Origin of the sequence: Bacillus sp. RB3 (assembly GCF_030164735.1) — a bacterium.
Classification (GTDB): domain Bacteria; phylum Bacillota; class Bacilli; order Bacillales; family Bacillaceae_G; genus Bacillus_A; species Bacillus_A cereus.
This window is the reverse complement of the sequence record NZ_JASNGE010000003.1, coordinates 376,147-392,287: the sequence shown is the minus strand read 5'-3', so window position 1 is coordinate 392,287 and position 16,141 is coordinate 376,147. Positions and strand designations below refer to the sequence as shown.

Below are 16,141 nucleotides of genomic sequence, written 5' to 3'. Positions count from 1 at the left end.
GGAAACTAGCACGTACGGTGTGAGGTGGGGGAAAAGGTGGAGATTGCATCAAAGCCTTACCTATCATCATAAGTATTCCACTTTAGGAATCATGCTTTTAGGCATTCAAAAGGTGTAGAATTAATCAATTTAGGTATGAATTTAACACACATAATGAAATGGTTTGCACATGCCTCTCCAGAAATGACGTTGACATATGCAAAGTTAGCTGATGATACTTTAAGAAAAGAATGGGAAAAAACGCTTGAAAAAAAAGGACCACTTTTAAAAGTAAATATTAGCCAAGGAACTGTACAAGAGATTAAATTAGATGATGACCTAATTCATTGGGAGTATATTAAGAGTAATATAGAGGCAGCAAAAGTTCCATTAGGTTACTGTATGGCTTCAAAAAAAGAGGGATGTCCATTTGTAATCACTCCCTGTCTTGATAATTGCCCAAACTTTTGTACTACTCCAGAACATATTCCAGAATTTGAGAAAGAAATACAAAACGTAAAAGAAGTCATAGAAAGAACTAAAGACATGCCAATATTTAATAAAAAAAATCAAAAACAACTTAAAAATCTTAACAGAATTAGAGACCTATTAAGTAATGGAGCTTCTTTTAATGGTGTAAATGCAAAAAAGGTACTTTTAGATGCTAAGATTTCAAAGGAGAATTTCATTCATGAATCATAAGCGTAATACTGATGGTGTTTTAAAACATGCGATGAAAAAAAGTAAAGAGACATCAACAAGAGTTGAAAATGCCATTAAAAAAGCAATAAAGGAACGAGCAAGAATTAATTTTAATAGCATAGCTACCTCTGCAAATGTTTCAAAATCTTATCTTTATAATAATAAAGATTTTAGAGTGAGAATTGAAACTTTACGCAGGCAACAAAATGAGGTTAAAAATGTAAAATCAATTAAACATAACACAAGTGAAAAAAGTAAGGACACAATTATTGAAGCCTTAAGACATAAAGTTAAAGAGTTAGAAAAAGAAAATAAGAAACTTACTGGTGAAAATAAACTTCTTCTTGGAAAGTTATACGATAAACTTTAAAAAAGAAAAGAACATATTCTCACTAGAAAGATTCGACCCCAACTTCCTGTTGCTTTTAAATAAATTCGCGATAAAATCATAAAAGGAAATTGATTTTTGTTAAAATATTCAAATTCCTTTTATGATTAAATATTTTTATGTAACTTGTTAATTTCCGGAATTAATCGTTCAACATTTCCAACCATAGGAATTCCTTCTTGATTTATTCAACCCCATTTATTGTAGTCTCATTTTGAGAAAACATAACTTTTAAATGCTCTGTTATGACCTTCATGTTACCAATAGCATATCTAATTAGACTCAATATGTCTTTTTCTATATTAAGTCCTTTTTGAAACGTTTCGCCCAAGTTATCAATATGTTCAATATCACTATTTTCAAAATCAAAATTAATTCTTGTAAACGTCATAACATAATCAGCCGTTTCAATATTTTCTATCATTTCTTTCATTAAAGTTTTATGAAATTTTTTTGTCTTTTGAATATCCTCAAATACTATATTTCCACCAAATCCAAATCTTGAAAATTCTTTATGTGTTGTTTCTAGAGGATGAGCAATTATATATGATCTAATCGCTTTGAAATAATCATATTTATCCCTATTTATACTTTTAACACCATAAAACTCGTTTTTGTCGTTCTTTTTTTCATAGACTTTTAATTTTTTCAACAAATATTCTATTGATGTTAATATTTTGTCTGAAACTGATATTAATTCATACACATTAATATCATCATTTTTATTGTTTATATCTTGCAAAGCATAATTTATAACTGCTCTAGCTGACATAATTTTAGTATTCATTTCAAAATGTTTATTTGCGTCTTTTTCAAAGTAATCATTACATACTTGATTAAATTCATCAAATGCTTCTCTATTAATTTTCACTAATAATAAACTCCTTTCATTAATATATCTCTATAATATATATTTGAAATATACAATATTTACTTTTTTAACAAAAATATTTTTGTTAATGTATTGCGCTTACCAAACTTTTACTGAAATTTTGAGTTACGATGGTTTACCCTTTTAATTAAAGAATACTAATTGAATATTAATCAAACATTTTTATAAACAAATGTTTATTTGAATAGAAAAGAATCCATTTTGATTAATCTCCTTTTAAAATGGATTCTTTTTAGTGCTCATTTAATAAGGGGTTTCAAATCATTTCTAATAAAACTTTATTTCAACTCAACACTGGATGCAATATTAAAATTTCATTTACAAATCCATCTATGATAAATCGCTTTCCTTAAAAAATGTTACATCAGCTCTATATACTTTATTACCGAATTTTTCCTTAGTAAGGCGAAGGTCTACTTTTTTATATTTATAGCTGTGTACAATATCACCATCATCATACTTCATACCCTCTTGTTTTATATGTTCAAGAAATACCTTATAATCTGAAAATGTCATATGTATTTCTGAAAAAGAATCTCCCTGTCCGGTCTCAAAAAGAGTGACTTGCAATAATTCACGATCCATTTTCTTACCTCCAATCTGACAATAATTGATTTTTAAATTATAATTAACTTATCCAATTCATTTTTTTCATTATCTTTAAATTTTATACTTGAATTCTAATATGAAAGGTGTAATTACAATGGACTTAACCGATATACAAGAAATGCATACTCTCTCTCAATACATTAAGAACCAGAAAACGTTAAAAAATAGATACTATATTGTCACTTTCATAAAGGAATATCCTCATAAAAATGAATATCGTCATTTAAAATTTGGAAATGAAGAATGTGATATGAATGATCGTATAAACATTTCTATTCATCAGGACAAAATTGAAACACAAGTGAATACTCATAGTGGTATACCAATTCTTACACCGCGAAAACTCTATAAGAATGAGACCGATGAATCGCTTATACTAACTGGCATTCGTAGTTTTATGGATCGCTATGATGGATATGAATAAACTGTCAATTAACAGTAATTTCATTAAATTTAAGACAAATAAAAAGAATCCATTTTGAAAGACAGTTTGTTCAAAATGGATTCTTCTTTTGTTATTTAAGTGTCTAGTTTATAAAAAAGGTTGCTCATTTTTTAACTGTGTTGCTCAACAATCGCGCCTTTCAAATGAACAATTCACCTTTTCGTTTTTGGAACAATTAAAAACATCTGCCTTATTCTTCAATATATACTATCCATCCTCAATGTTTTTATAAGTTGAAAAAGTGGTGGCTGATGAACGGTTATACTGGTTCACTTAACAGGGATATACCTTATAATTTTGAGTTCAACAGAATATCTCCATTAAAAAAACGTATAGATTTGACATCATCTAGATTAAGATAAACCATGTTTTCTTGACAAACCTGCCAATTCACATCTTCTTTTTTTCGATATCTAGGCTTAGCCAAAATGATCTCTTTTGTATTACTTTTATCTAATTCAAAGGAAGAACGATGTAAATAACCTGCATAACTCTCTTCTTCAAAATGAACAATTATTACGGGCGCTTGCTTTTCTAAACTATAAATAAAGACTATTTCATCCCATAAGTTATCAAATGGTGAAGCCGTAAATTTAAAAAATTTAGTAACTTTATATAGTCTTCCTTTGTCACGTATAAAAGCAAGTACTATCGAGACTACAATGGTAAAAATAATTAAACCGCCACTATAAATACCAATCCATTGAATGGCTCCAATACTTATTTGCTTGTCAGTAATTTCATTAATTACTCTATTCATCTGATCAATAAAATAATAAGCAAATATTCCCGTATAGATTGTATGAATTATTAACGTTACTGTTATACTAAGTACTGTAAAATCAAAAGCTTCTCTTTTTTTAGTAGGAGTGAGCTTCGAATAAATTTTAATACACAAAAATCCCGGTACTAATAAAATAATTATTGCATATAATTGAGCAATTGTCGGAATCATCTACTCTCCATCCTTATCTGCTTGATCTTCCTTACCAGCTTCGTCCTCTACCTCTAAAAAAATATCAAACTTTTTTAGTATATCTTCACTCGGTTCATCAAAACGAATAGAGGAACCCCTAATTGCTCTTTTTTCATCTTTTTTTTCCGTCATTTTTCGCTCTCTCCCTCTAGTTTTCTATCTGTACTTCAAATTCAACTTCATTGGCTATTGCTATCTTCGAATATAATTCAATATCTTGATTGATTGCCTCAAAAGATACCGCTAAACTATACGGAACACCAGCCTCAGGATCAGTATTCCATCCTACATGGCCTATAATAGCTATACAGAAACCTTTACTCAATTTATTTGATTCTACAATTGCCCAATCTTTTTGAACAGTACCACTCTTACGATTTACACCTATAATTGCTCCCCAATCATCTCTTTCTCTTATATTCCAGTTAAATAATGGAGCATCATTTCCTGAAGAAGCCTCTTCATTTTCACTTTGCTCAATCATTCTTTTAGCAAATTCCTCGGGGGTTTCATTCTGTTTACTAGTTTGCCAGTCTAGCCATGTAGATAAATATCTTTTCCTATGCCTACGAGTACGCCTAGGTTCTGCTTTATAGGATAAAGTCACATCCAAACGAAATTTATATTCGTCAACTGGTTTACGAAGGTCTTCCGGTATTTTCACTTCGTAAATATGTACTTGTCGTCCTTTAATAATCATCTCTCCACTCGTAACTAAGGTAATCCTATATTCTGAGTTTTCAACAGCCCTTTCTAAATCAGGAATGCCATACCCTAAATGCCTAATAATTGGAGATTTATTAACTGCATTTTCTGCCCAACTTGGCCATCGCGCTGACTGTATAAGTAAAGCTCTGTGTAAGAGTGTTGACTCATTTGGAAATACTTCAGCAATTTTAGCCACAATATGTGTGACTTTTGATGTAGCAAAAGATGTACCTACCTCATCTTTTGCAAATAAACTTCCTCCATATAATGTAGAACGTACTAATTGTGGACATAGCTCTTCCTTCACAACAATGTTTTGCGGATTCCCCATATCCAAAGCAAAGTCCCCACCAAATTCTACCACATCTGGTTTTATCACTCCCCAAATCCCTGGACCTGCACACGAAAATGAGGACGGTTCTGTTGCCTTTGAAAAAGAATTATAAATTCCATTTAATTCTTTAATCCCAACAGATCCTACTGTTATCGCCTGCAAACTTTGGGCTGGATCAGCTATTCTTGAAGAGTCTTCTAGAAGAAACTCTGGATATTTCCTTCCTCTTACTAAGTGGTCTCGTATCCCCAATCTAATTTCAGAATTTGAAGGCCTAGATAAAGGAAGATTTCCAATAGAAACTGTAAATAGGACATCTTTTTCCCAGCATAGCTTATCAATTGTAGCTGCCCAATGGCTCATATGTATTGTTCTACAGGGATATAAACTATTTATTGAATGATTATAAATCCTTGTATGAGTAGAGCTATTATAAAAAGTTTCAACAATTTGCTCTAATACTTCTGATGGTGATATTTCCTTTGGCATAGAATTATCTTTGTCTAACACACGAGCATTTTGTATCCAACATGTTGGTTTTACTTCACCGGAAACAGGAATTCCATTGGGGTATAAAATTGCTCCCGCAACCTTTGTACCATGTCCCCCTGGCTTAACATAATCTGCAACATCTGTCGGGGAAGTTATCCAACTCTTAGATGTTGCAGAATCTATCGCATCTTTTAGTAATAAATGCTTTTCTTGAATTCCACTATCTATTACACATACATAAGGTGCTGATTCTGTAGGTGGCGTTATACTCACTGATATCGGCTCTTCCTTCACTTTATTATTACCATCTATAGGAAAGGAACCTATATCTTGTGCTTCTGTAATATCAAATACAAAAGGATAGTTCAAGACAATGTCTTTTACGCCTCTCCATGCTATTTTGATACGGACATTCACACAATCTGGAAGCTTGGATGACAAGCCAGGCTTCCCTCGATCCATAGTAAGCACCTGTCCTTCATATTGTTTTACTATATGTAAAAAATCTTCAATTCTTTCTCTGGCTATTTTATTCCATTCTTCATATGCTTCATCTCTTTTTCTTGTCCAATTTACTACAGCTTTTTGATATTTTTCTTCTGTATTCAACTGACTTTTTCTTTTTCGAGGATGTTCTGGAACATCTATCGTGCTTAAACAAGCTATTCCAATATCTACAATTAGTAGACTACTATCGCCTATAGAGAACCAATTTTCTTGCAAATAAGGTGATAAAATATTTTGTATTCGCCAATCATTTCCTTGAAAGAAATCCCATACACTTGCAGCTTTTTTTTCTTTTTCATTGATAAACTTGTTTATTTTGTTAGATAACTGATTAAAATGCACATCAGCTGATGCTCCTAAAACAAAGCCATCTTCTAATTCACTTATTACTTCAATACCAAACTTTCTAATATCTTCTATTGGGAGCGCATCAGGATCTACACGCAAATATAAAGGTATAGCTTCTGGCATCATAGGAAGCTCATCTTTATTTCTTCGAGCTTTTTTATCACACCAAGATTTTTGGATAGATCCTAAAGAGGTTAACAATTTCTCACCATGTGCTTTAGGGTTTACCTCATTAGCTATTGTTATTGGATCTTTTTTTGAAGAAAACCCTTTAGGCTTTATTGGTGGTGCATCTTTAATCAACTTCAATGGAATATGTAAAAATTCATTTGTAGCCAAATTATTCACCTCGAGTGTTATTTACTGCTTCTAACAATAGTTCATGAGTTACTATATATTTTCCTTCTAAAATTGAAGTTTTGGCAGCCTCTCGGCTCGCTCTAATAACTTGAGCTGCTGAAAATCCTTTTGTAGCTTTCAAAATAATATCCCAATCGATATACCCTATTTCCATATTGACTAGGCCTTTCATTATTAATTCTCTAATCTCATCTTCACCTGGTTTAGGAATTTCAATAACATCATCAAATCTTCTCCATACAGCCGGATCTAATTGTTGGTCTAAGTTAGTAGCTGCAACTAATAAACCATCTCCATTATACTCATCTAATAACTGTAAAAAACTATTTACAATTCTTTTTATCTCTCCTACTTCATTATTAGATGTACGCGAAATTGCAAAAGAATCAAACTCATCAATAAATAAAAGACAAGGGGATTTTTCAGCTATTTCAAACATAGTGCGCAAGTTTGCAGAAGTTTCTCCTAAATACGCAGATAGAACCGCATCAAAACGAACCTTTACAAAAGGAAGCCCCGTATTATGAGCCAACCTTTGAGCACCTAAAGTTTTACCACACCCTGGTGGACCATATAATAAAATTTTCTTTTTAGGTTGTAAGCCATATAAAGCTAATCTTCCCCTAGCGGCATACTCCTTCTCTATCCTATCCAATCTCTGTTCAACATTAAAAGGTAATACCATTTCATATTCCAGTTTATCTATCTCAATATAAGTTGCTAAAGGAATATCATACCTTCTACTTCGAGGTAAAGAACTCAAATTTTTCTCTTGATAAGGTGTATTTATTGGAGTGTCTTTAATGATTTCTCCCAATTCCTTTGATAACCTTTGATGTCCTCTTTTTTCCTCGTAATCAATAATTAACTTTGCCATTTTCACTATATCTTCTTGATCACCACTTGAAATAGTTCGAAACAACCTTTTTAATAAATCACCATTCATTTAATTCCCCTCCTCTCTACGATATATGAAATAAAACCTTCTCTCTATTTGATTTTCGACATTTAAATAGTTTTTCAATCAAATAAAATGTATTATTTAAATCTCTCTTTACTAAAATTATATATCAAAAAGTTCCCTAATGCAGATAAAAAGAACACATATTCTACAAACTTCTATAGGAACTCAAAATTTCCACTTCTTAAAACTGAAATTTTTATCTTTCCTTTATGAAACTACTCCTTATCACCGAGCACGTTGATTTGTTAAGGTTCAATATCTGTTTTTCAACGTCAGGTGTTTTTTATTTGTCTCATTTTTTATGACAGTGCGAAATTCTACATAGAATACATATAATAAAAGTAAAAAGACTTATGAAATATGTTTTTTTGAAATAAAAGTCTTGATATCACGCGGGTGTACAATTGACATGTTTAAACTTCCAATAAAGATCGTTTGCCTATGTATAACTTGATTTTTTGTATTTAAATATAAACAAAATGCTCTTGTTGTAAAAAACGCATTTCTTCCATCATGTATTTCGCACAATCTTCTGGACTTCGAATACTATATCTATTTTGATATTCTAAACGTACCATTCTTCTGCCTAGTTCAAAGGCTGCCATAAGTTGCGATGCCTTTGAAATCCCAATACCATGTATACTAATTAGCTCCTCTAATGTTGCATCTTTCAACATACGTAAGCCATCAAATTGGTGTAAAATTTTATCTGACAACTTTAAAACTGTTTCTTCTTTAGAACCTGTTCTGAGTAACACTGCGAGAAGCTCTCGATTTGATAAACTTCCAGCACCTTCTAACAATAAACGCTCCCGTGGCTGTTCTTCTCTTACAACATCACGAATACCGTTCATCTCTCCACCCCTTTATTTGTTCTCTCAAAGAAAACCCCATGCAATTTTACGCATGGGTTACATCAATATCAAATTGTTTTAATTCCCGAACGAGGCGTGCGATTGGTAAGCCAACTACACTATAGTAGTCCCCTTGAATATTTTGAACGAAAATAGATCCTTTACCTTGAATCCCATAACTACCGGCTTTATCAAGAGGTTCTTTCGACGCGACGTATGTATCAATTTCCTCTTCTGTTAACTCCCAAAATGTAACTTCTGTACGCTCATAAAAAGTAACCGTTTTTTCTTTTGCTATAATCGCAACACCTGTATACACTTCATGTGTTTTCCCTGATAGTAATTGTAACATCTCTTTCGCCTCATCCTCATTAGAAGGCTTACCAAGAATACGCGACTCATATGTAACAATTGTATCTGCACCTAACACAATGTGATCACTATTATTTTCTGCCACCGCTGATGCTTTTTGCAAGGCAAGCGACATTACAATATCAGAAGGCGATGAATATGCACCAATTGTTTCCTCTACTTCACTTACAACGATTTCAAATGGCACACTAGCTAACTCAAGCAATTCCTTCCTCCGAGGTGATCCTGAAGCTAAAATTATTTTTCTCATATTTTCTCCTTCCTTTCTCACATGAAGCAGAACAATTTATATTAATCGTATCAAAGGAATAGTTTGCCCACAAATGAAAGAAATATTAATTTCTCTAACTAAAATAACACTTCTTTATTGCATACGATTATATTCCCATCATAGAGAAAGCACTTTGCTCTAAATTCAAAAGAAAAGAAAGAAGTACATGTACTTCTTTCTTACTCATTTTATTATCCTATCATTTCACTTTCTACGAAACAATTTTTTCATACGAGAGTAAACCATCAATAATAACTTGATTTAATTTCGCCAAAGATTCCTTATCCATCTTCCCATCTTTTACTGTTTGTACAGCTACCGACGTATACATATACAGTTTCTTTGCTTCTTCTCGTTTCATACTTTCCCCTTCTTTTTCAACCTTTTTCCATTCTTTTTCAATTGCTTCTATATCTTTTGGGCTGCTTTTTCCACCAACTTGTACGCTAGAAGCATATTTTGCTAAATGAGTGTATAATGGCTGCACTTTTGTTAAAAATGTCCCTACTTCTTTATCATCTTTCAGCAATGCTTTATCTGTTATATCCCAGCTCTTTTTTAAAACGGAGACACCATCATTTTTATACTTAGTCATTAATTGATTTATAGACTGTTCATCGCTAGCAATACCAACAACTATTGCATACTTATCACCGCTCGGTCTCAAAGCACCAATGCCCCCATTGCCTTTCCATTCTTCAAGAGCTGCCTGTCCCTTTTCTTCAGAAGAATAAAGCCCCCCTTGAACAAAAAATAATTTCATCGGATCCAATGACGTTCCTGCCTGTGCTTTTTGTTTTTCTTCTTTCGGTGCTGGTGTTTGTTCTGCCGTTCCACCCACCCTTGATTCTCCATTTCCAGTCGGCCTTGAAGCTGTCACTTCACTTCCTCCTGTCGTTCCTTGTCCAGTAAGTAAATGAAGCATCCCCATTCCAAACGCCGTACCGATAATGATTGCAGTTGCAACGATTACAATTAATGTATTACTCCACTTCTTTCGGTATTTTTCCACAGACATTGATTTCGCTTTTTGAAACGGAACAACATTTTTCGGTCGTTCACTTTCTACTACCATCCATTCAAATTCATCTTTCTTTTTTTCCTCATACTTCGCTTCTGTTCCATTCACTTTCACTGAGATCGTTCGTGATTGCTTGTCCATACACTCACACCTCACCTCTTATCGTTGTCCGCATCATATCATATTCATTTCATAAAAAAACGAGATATTTGTCAGAGGAATTCGCCAAATAACCCTATATATTTATCTTATATGTATGCATTTGACTTCATTTGTAGAACAAAAAAACTAGATAGCAAAGACTATCTAGTTTTTCTCGCGAATATATTTTCGTACTTCAGAAATGAAATAAAGAGAACCCGTTATGATAAAAACATCATTTTCTGCTATCATTTCAACTTTTGTATCAATTGCCTCTTTCCAATTTTCAAAAACTAATTTTGATTCTTTCTGTGAATATGATGCAAGCTTATCAGCAGAAATAGCACGATCAAAGGCGAATGTTGTAAAAATAATTTCATCTGCAATGGTTTCTAATTGGCCTACCATGTTATGTAATTGTTTATCACCAAGGGCAGTAAATAACACTATTACATTTTTATCTTTGTAATGCGCTTCTACTGTTTTCACAAGGCTTTCGATACCTTCTGGATTATGAGCACCATCTATAATAATATCCGGGTTACTTTGCAACTTTTCAAAGCGCCCAATCCAATATGCTTCCAGTAATCCCGTTCTTATTTCCTCTTCTTCAATTAAAAATGATAAATATGTTTTTACATACATTACTGCCATAAGTGCTAACGCTGCATTTCCTACTTGATGAATGCCTTTCATTGAGATTTGCAAATCTTCAAATGCGGAAAAAGGACAAGTAAAATCAAACTGTTCCCCATCTTCATTAGACTGTTTATGTAACGCTGTAAAATGCTTGCTAAGTTCGTATAAGTTTGCATGGTTTTCCTTTGCAACATTTTGAATGACTTGCAAAGCTTCTTCATCTTGTACACCAGTAATTACCGGCACGCCAGACTTAATAATCCCCGCCTTTTCATATGCAATTTCCCCTAGTGTATTTCCTAAAATATGCATATGATCGTGACCGATATTCGTAATAATCGTGAGGACAGGGTGTATAACATTGGTAGAGTCAAAACGTCCACCAAGCCCTGTTTCAAATAAAACAACATCACAGAAATTGACTTTACCGAAATAGCAAATCGCCATAACAGTAATAATTTCAAACTCTGTCGCTTCCCCTAAATCCGTTTCATCTAGTTTTTCAACGACTGGTTTTACCATCTTTACAAGTTCAGTAATCTCTTCGTCTGCAATTGGTGTTCCATTCACACTAATGCGTTCATTAAATGATTCGATGTAAGGAGAGGTAAACGTTCCTACCTTATATTTCGCGCCTTCTAACATGTAACGCATATATGTTAACGTTGAACCTTTTCCATTTGTACCAGCAAGATGAACACATTTTATATGACGCTCTGGATTTCCAAGTTCTTCTAACATCCATCTCATTCTTTCTAATCCTGGTTTAATTCCAAATTTCAATCGGCTATGGATCCACCCTATCGCTTCTTCGTATGTATGTATCACGTATGTTTTTCCCCTTTCAATAGACAACTTTCATAGTTCTATTATACGCAAAGAAAAGAGACTCACCAATATAGTGAGTCTCTAAAAACATTTTTACTTTTCAAGATCTGCTAGACGTTGACGAACTGCTTCGCGTTTTTCTAGGTAATCTTGCTCTTTCGCACGCTCTCCTTCAATAACCGCTGCAGGAGCTTTCGCTACGAAACCTTGGTTAGAAAGTTTCTTCTGTACACGTTCTACTTCTTTATCGAACTTCTCAAGTTCTTTCTCAAGACGAGCTCTCTCTTCATCAAGATTGATAAGATCAGCTAACGGTAAGAATAACTCTGCACCTGATACGATTGCAGTCATTGCTTTTTCTGGCGCTTGTAAGTCCGTTTGAATTGTTAATTCGCTTGGGTTACAGAAACGCTCAATGTAAGAGCTGTTTTTCGTAAGTTGAGCAAGTACAGCCTCATCTTTTGCTTTAATTTGCATTTGAACTTTTTTGCTCATTGGCGTATTTACTTCTGCACGGATGTTACGAACAGAGCGAATGATATCAACTAGAAGGTGCATTTCTGCCGCAGCTTCCGTATCTTGTAAATCTTCGCGAACTGTTGGCCACGCAGCTACTGTAATAGACTCGCCTTCATGCGGTAAATGTTGCCAAATTTTCTCTGTTACGAATGGCATGAATGGGTGTAATAGACGCATTGTTTGATCTAATACGTAAGCTAAAATAGAACGAGTTGTTTTCTTAGCTGCTTCATCTTCACCGTATAGTGGAAGTTTCGCCATTTCAATATACCAATCACAGAAATCGTCCCAAATGAAGTTGTATAATGAACGACCAGCTTCACCAAACTCATATTTATCCATGTTACGTGTTACGCTTTCGATTGTTTCGTTTAAGCGCGTTAAAATCCACTTATCTGCTACTGATTTTTCACCAGTTAAATCGATTTCTTCATACTTCATATCATCCATGTTCATTAATACGAAACGTGATGCGTTCCAAATTTTATTAATGAAGTTCCAAGTAGATTCTACTTTTTCCATGCTGAAACGTAAATCTTGACCTGGTGCACTTCCTGTTGATAAGAAGAAACGCATTGCATCTGCACCGTACTTCTCGATAACATCCATTGGGTCAATACCGTTACCAAGAGATTTACTCATCTTACGACCTTGCTCGTCACGAACTAAACCGTGAATTAATACATCTTTAAATGGACGCTCTCCTGTAAACTCTAAACCTTGGAAAATCATACGAGATACCCAGAAGAAGATGATATCATAACCCGTTACTAGTGCATCTGTTGAATAGTAACGTTTGAAATCTGCTGAATCTTCATTTGGCCAACCAAGTGTTGAGAATGGCCATAACGCTGAACTGAACCATGTATCAAGTACGTCGTTATCTTGATTCCAGTTTTCAATATCTGCTGGTGCTTCTGTACCTACGTATACTTCACCAGTTTCTTTATGGTACCAAGCTGGAATACGGTGTCCCCACCATAATTGACGAGAAATACACCAGTCATGAATATTTTCCATCCAGCGTAAATATGTGTTTTCAAAACGCTCTGGTACGAACGTTACTTTTTCTTCTTCTTTTTGTTGAAGCGCTACTGCTTTTTCAGCAAGTGGAGCCATTTTTACGAACCACTGTGTTGATAAATAAGGCTCAACAACTGCACCGCTACGCTCACTATGACCTACTGAATGCATATGTGGCTCGATTTCTACTAATACGCCAGCTTCTTGTAAGTCTTTTACTAATTCTTTACGGCATTCGAAACGATCCATACCGTTATACTTACCAGCTTTTTCGTTCATTGTTCCATCTTCGTTCATTACTAATATGCGTGGTAAGTCATGACGGTTACCTACTTCAAAGTCATTCGGGTCATGAGCTGGTGTAATTTTTACAACGCCCGTTCCGAAATCTTTTTCTACGTACTCATCAGCAATAATCGGAATCTCACGGCCTACGATTGGAAGTGTAACTGTTTTTCCGATTAAATGTTTGTAACGATCGTCTTCTGGATGAACTGCTACTGCTGTATCACCAAGCATCGTTTCTGGGCGAGTTGTCGCAAGACGAATGTGACCAGAACCATCTGTTAACGGATAGTTCATATGGTAGAATGCACCTTGAACTTCTTTATGAATTACTTCAATATCAGAAAGAGCTGTACGTGTTGCTGGATCCCAGTTGATGATATATTCACCACGGTAAATTAAGCCTTTTTCGTATAATTGAACGAATACTTTATTAACCGCATCTGATAAACCTTTGTCTAATGTGAAGCGTTCACGAGAATAGTCTAGTCCTAAACCAACTTTCCCCCATTGTTGACGAATGTGAGAAGCGTACTCTTCTTTCCACTCCCAAGCTTTTTCAAGGAATTTTTCACGGCCAAGATCGTAACGTGAAATACCTTCTTCACGAAGTTTTCCTTCTACTTTCGCTTGTGTTGCAATACCAGCATGGTCCATTCCTGGAAGCCATAGTACATCGTATCCTTGCATACGCTTCGTACGAGTTAAAATATCTTGAAGAGTTGTATCCCAAGCATGACCTAGGTGTAACTTACCAGTTACGTTCGGAGGTGGAATTACAATTGTATACGGTTGTTTCTTCTCGTCTCCTGTTGCTTCAAAATATTTGCCTTCAAGCCACCATTGATAAAGGCCTTCTTCAACGGACATATGATCATATTTAGTTGGTAAATTCTTTTCCGTGTTTGACATTATTTTCCCTCCTTAAAATAAAAAATGTCCCTCATCCAAAAAGGACGAGGGACATCGCGGTACCACCTTTATTTACAAACAAATTCATAATTTGCTTATACTCTTAATTTGATAACGGACAAATCCGTCTTTTCCTAATAAGAACTATTCCGTTCAGAAAAGATGCTCCAGGGCTACCTTCTAACATAACTATCTAGAGAATCTCCCAGCTAATGATTCTCCTCTCTGAAGACGTTTCATGTTATACTCTTCCCCTTCAAGGCATTTATATGATTGTTAATTATTATATACAATAGTGTAAAAAACGAAACCTTATTCGTCAAGATAAATTTAAAACTAAAGCTTTTCGTACAAAAAAAGAAGATAAGTAGAATCCTCTACTTATCTTCTTTCCCTCGCTATTTGCGGGCAGTAAGACCTCCACCTTAAAACTCAGCTGAAGCAAAGAAGTTAGATGGGAGCCCTGGTGCCCGTAAACGCCCAATTGGTGAAGGCTAATCATCAGCGGAGAATGCCTTTACTTTATCCGTTCCCTTGCTGGGCAGCTTGTAATTGCGACAGGAAATATTCTATATTGCTAACGAGCCAATGCGATTGTTGCAAACTCTTTACTCCGCGCAGTTCATTTTCCTCGTTGCGATTATCTCTTCTTTTCTTATAAGACTGGATTTGCCGAATAAATTGCGATGGATACGTCATATACGCAAACATAAGTAGTTGCTCTTCTTTCGTAAAAGGGAAATTTTTTTGATACATTTGAAACCATTCAAACCGATCACTTCTTGCGATTGGATATGTGTTTAAAGACCGTGAATAAAAACCTACTATATCTTGCACAGGCGTTGCAAACTTCGATTTTTCTAAACTAATAAAATAGCCATTCCGCTCATAGTCAAATAAAAAATGATTAAGTGACACATTACCATGCACAAAAGTAATACGCGTTTTCTCTTTTTCTTTCATCGCATCGTTCCACTCATTTAATTGCTTCGTTGCAAATTCACGCGCTCTCATTACATGATGATAGTACGTACAATATTGCAATTCAAACGGGGACATATACCATTTTGATTCAGATTCTACGAGAAACTCTTCTAACATCTCACCATCATTTTCCCAACGATCGGATATACTTGTATAATGTTTTTCTAAATCTTCTTCCGTATACGTTTCTTCCTTCACAGTTTTTTGATGCAACGTTCCAAGTGTCTGAAACATTTTATGGTATTGATCATTGTCCTCACCGTTTCCTTCTGCACGTTCTAACCAAGGCATTAAATAATAATTATACGTCCCGTCACTTAAAATATAACTTCCATCCGTCGCATGATATATAGGTACATAATTTGAAAAACCTTTCTCCTTCAAATATTGAATATGATGCAGAAAGTTATTCCGCTCTAACTTTCTGCCTTCTATTTTCTTGAGTGCATATGGACCTTGATTCGTATAAATTTTCATTACATTTCCGTGCTCTTCCATATGCTGCGTATCCAATCTATATTGCCTCACAATAGGTTCATAGTGATTTCGCAACTCAATATCCATACGAATAACCCTTTCTATTCAAAA

13 protein-coding genes, 2 pseudogenes and 1 other annotated feature are annotated in these 16,141 nt (G+C 34.3%); of the genes and pseudogenes, 3 read left to right on the top strand and 12 right to left on the bottom strand.

The window, feature by feature from the left end; all coding sequences use genetic code 11:
• Positions 1-90: 90 nt before the first annotated feature.
• Positions 91-681, top strand: a pseudogene (locus tag QO049_RS07445) (tyrosine-type recombinase/integrase); the annotation flags it as partial.
• The gene (locus tag QO049_RS07440) at positions 671-1,051 is read left to right on the top strand and encodes a DUF6262 family protein (RefSeq protein ID WP_284489251.1); all 381 of its coding nucleotides are present in this window, start codon (positions 671-673) and stop codon (positions 1,049-1,051) included. The pseudogene QO049_RS07445 and the gene QO049_RS07440, both read left to right, overlap by 11 nt.
• A 202-nt stretch (positions 1,052-1,253) precedes the next feature.
• Here QO049_RS07440 and QO049_RS07435 read toward each other — a convergent pair whose 3' ends face one another.
• Together QO049_RS07435 and QO049_RS07430 are read right to left on the bottom strand one after the other, a co-directional pair.
• Positions 1,254-1,940, bottom strand: a complete 687-nt coding sequence (locus QO049_RS07435) for a hypothetical protein (protein WP_284489250.1) — start codon at positions 1,938-1,940, stop codon at positions 1,254-1,256.
• 351 nt (positions 1,941-2,291) lie between these two features.
• Complete coding sequence (locus QO049_RS07430) at positions 2,292-2,546, bottom strand: hypothetical protein (protein WP_284489249.1); 255 nt, start codon at positions 2,544-2,546, stop codon at positions 2,292-2,294.
• Positions 2,547-2,664: 118 nt separating this feature from the next.
• Between QO049_RS07430 and QO049_RS07425 the strand changes: the two genes are divergently transcribed.
• Complete coding sequence (locus QO049_RS07425) at positions 2,665-2,994, top strand: hypothetical protein (protein ID WP_284489248.1); 330 nt, start codon at positions 2,665-2,667, stop codon at positions 2,992-2,994.
• A gap of 310 nt (positions 2,995-3,304) precedes the next feature.
• On the opposite strand, the gene QO049_RS07420 is transcribed toward QO049_RS07425, so the two are convergent.
• The 10 genes and pseudogenes from QO049_RS07420 to ysxE all read right to left on the bottom strand — a co-directional run bounded on the left by QO049_RS07420 (position 3,305) and on the right by ysxE (position 16,117).
• Complete coding sequence (locus QO049_RS07420; RefSeq protein ID WP_284489247.1) at positions 3,305-3,970, bottom strand: DUF6338 family protein; 666 nt, start codon at positions 3,968-3,970, stop codon at positions 3,305-3,307.
• Entirely contained in the window at positions 3,971-4,123 is a 153-nt protein-coding gene (locus QO049_RS07415; RefSeq protein WP_284489246.1) for a hypothetical protein, read from the bottom strand.
• Positions 4,124-4,139: 16 nt separating this feature from the next.
• Complete coding sequence (locus QO049_RS07410; protein ID WP_284489245.1) at positions 4,140-6,719, bottom strand: S8 family peptidase; 2,580 nt, start codon at positions 6,717-6,719, stop codon at positions 4,140-4,142.
• A 1-nt stretch (position 6,720) separates the two neighbouring features.
• Entirely contained in the window at positions 6,721-7,686 is a 966-nt protein-coding gene (locus QO049_RS07405; RefSeq protein WP_284489244.1) for an AAA family ATPase, read from the bottom strand.
• A 402-nt stretch (positions 7,687-8,088) separates the two neighbouring features.
• Positions 8,089-8,558, bottom strand: a pseudogene (radC, locus tag QO049_RS07400) (RadC family protein); the annotation flags it as partial.
• A gap of 46 nt (positions 8,559-8,604) precedes the next feature.
• Positions 8,605-9,180, bottom strand: a complete 576-nt coding sequence (locus tag QO049_RS07395) for a Maf family protein (RefSeq protein WP_001226291.1) — start codon at positions 9,178-9,180, stop codon at positions 8,605-8,607.
• A gap of 232 nt (positions 9,181-9,412) precedes the next feature.
• Positions 9,413-10,363 (bottom strand): hypothetical protein, encoded by a 951-nt coding sequence (locus QO049_RS07390; protein ID WP_000361014.1) that lies wholly within the window; start codon positions 10,361-10,363, stop codon positions 9,413-9,415.
• A gap of 165 nt (positions 10,364-10,528) precedes the next feature.
• Positions 10,529-11,830, bottom strand: a complete 1,302-nt coding sequence (locus tag QO049_RS07385) for a bifunctional folylpolyglutamate synthase/dihydrofolate synthase (RefSeq protein ID WP_000582068.1) — start codon at positions 11,828-11,830, stop codon at positions 10,529-10,531.
• A gap of 93 nt (positions 11,831-11,923) precedes the next feature.
• Complete coding sequence (locus QO049_RS07380) at positions 11,924-14,569, bottom strand: valine--tRNA ligase (RefSeq protein ID WP_000072250.1); 2,646 nt, start codon at positions 14,567-14,569, stop codon at positions 11,924-11,926.
• 37 nt (positions 14,570-14,606) lie between these two features.
• Positions 14,607-14,838 (bottom strand) — a binding site (T-box leader).
• Positions 14,839-15,091: 253 nt separating this feature from the next.
• Positions 15,092-16,117, bottom strand: coding sequence for a spore coat protein YsxE (gene ysxE, locus QO049_RS07375; RefSeq protein WP_000350658.1), 1,026 nt, complete (start codon positions 16,115-16,117; stop codon positions 15,092-15,094).
• Between the last annotated feature and the right edge of the window lie 24 nt (positions 16,118-16,141).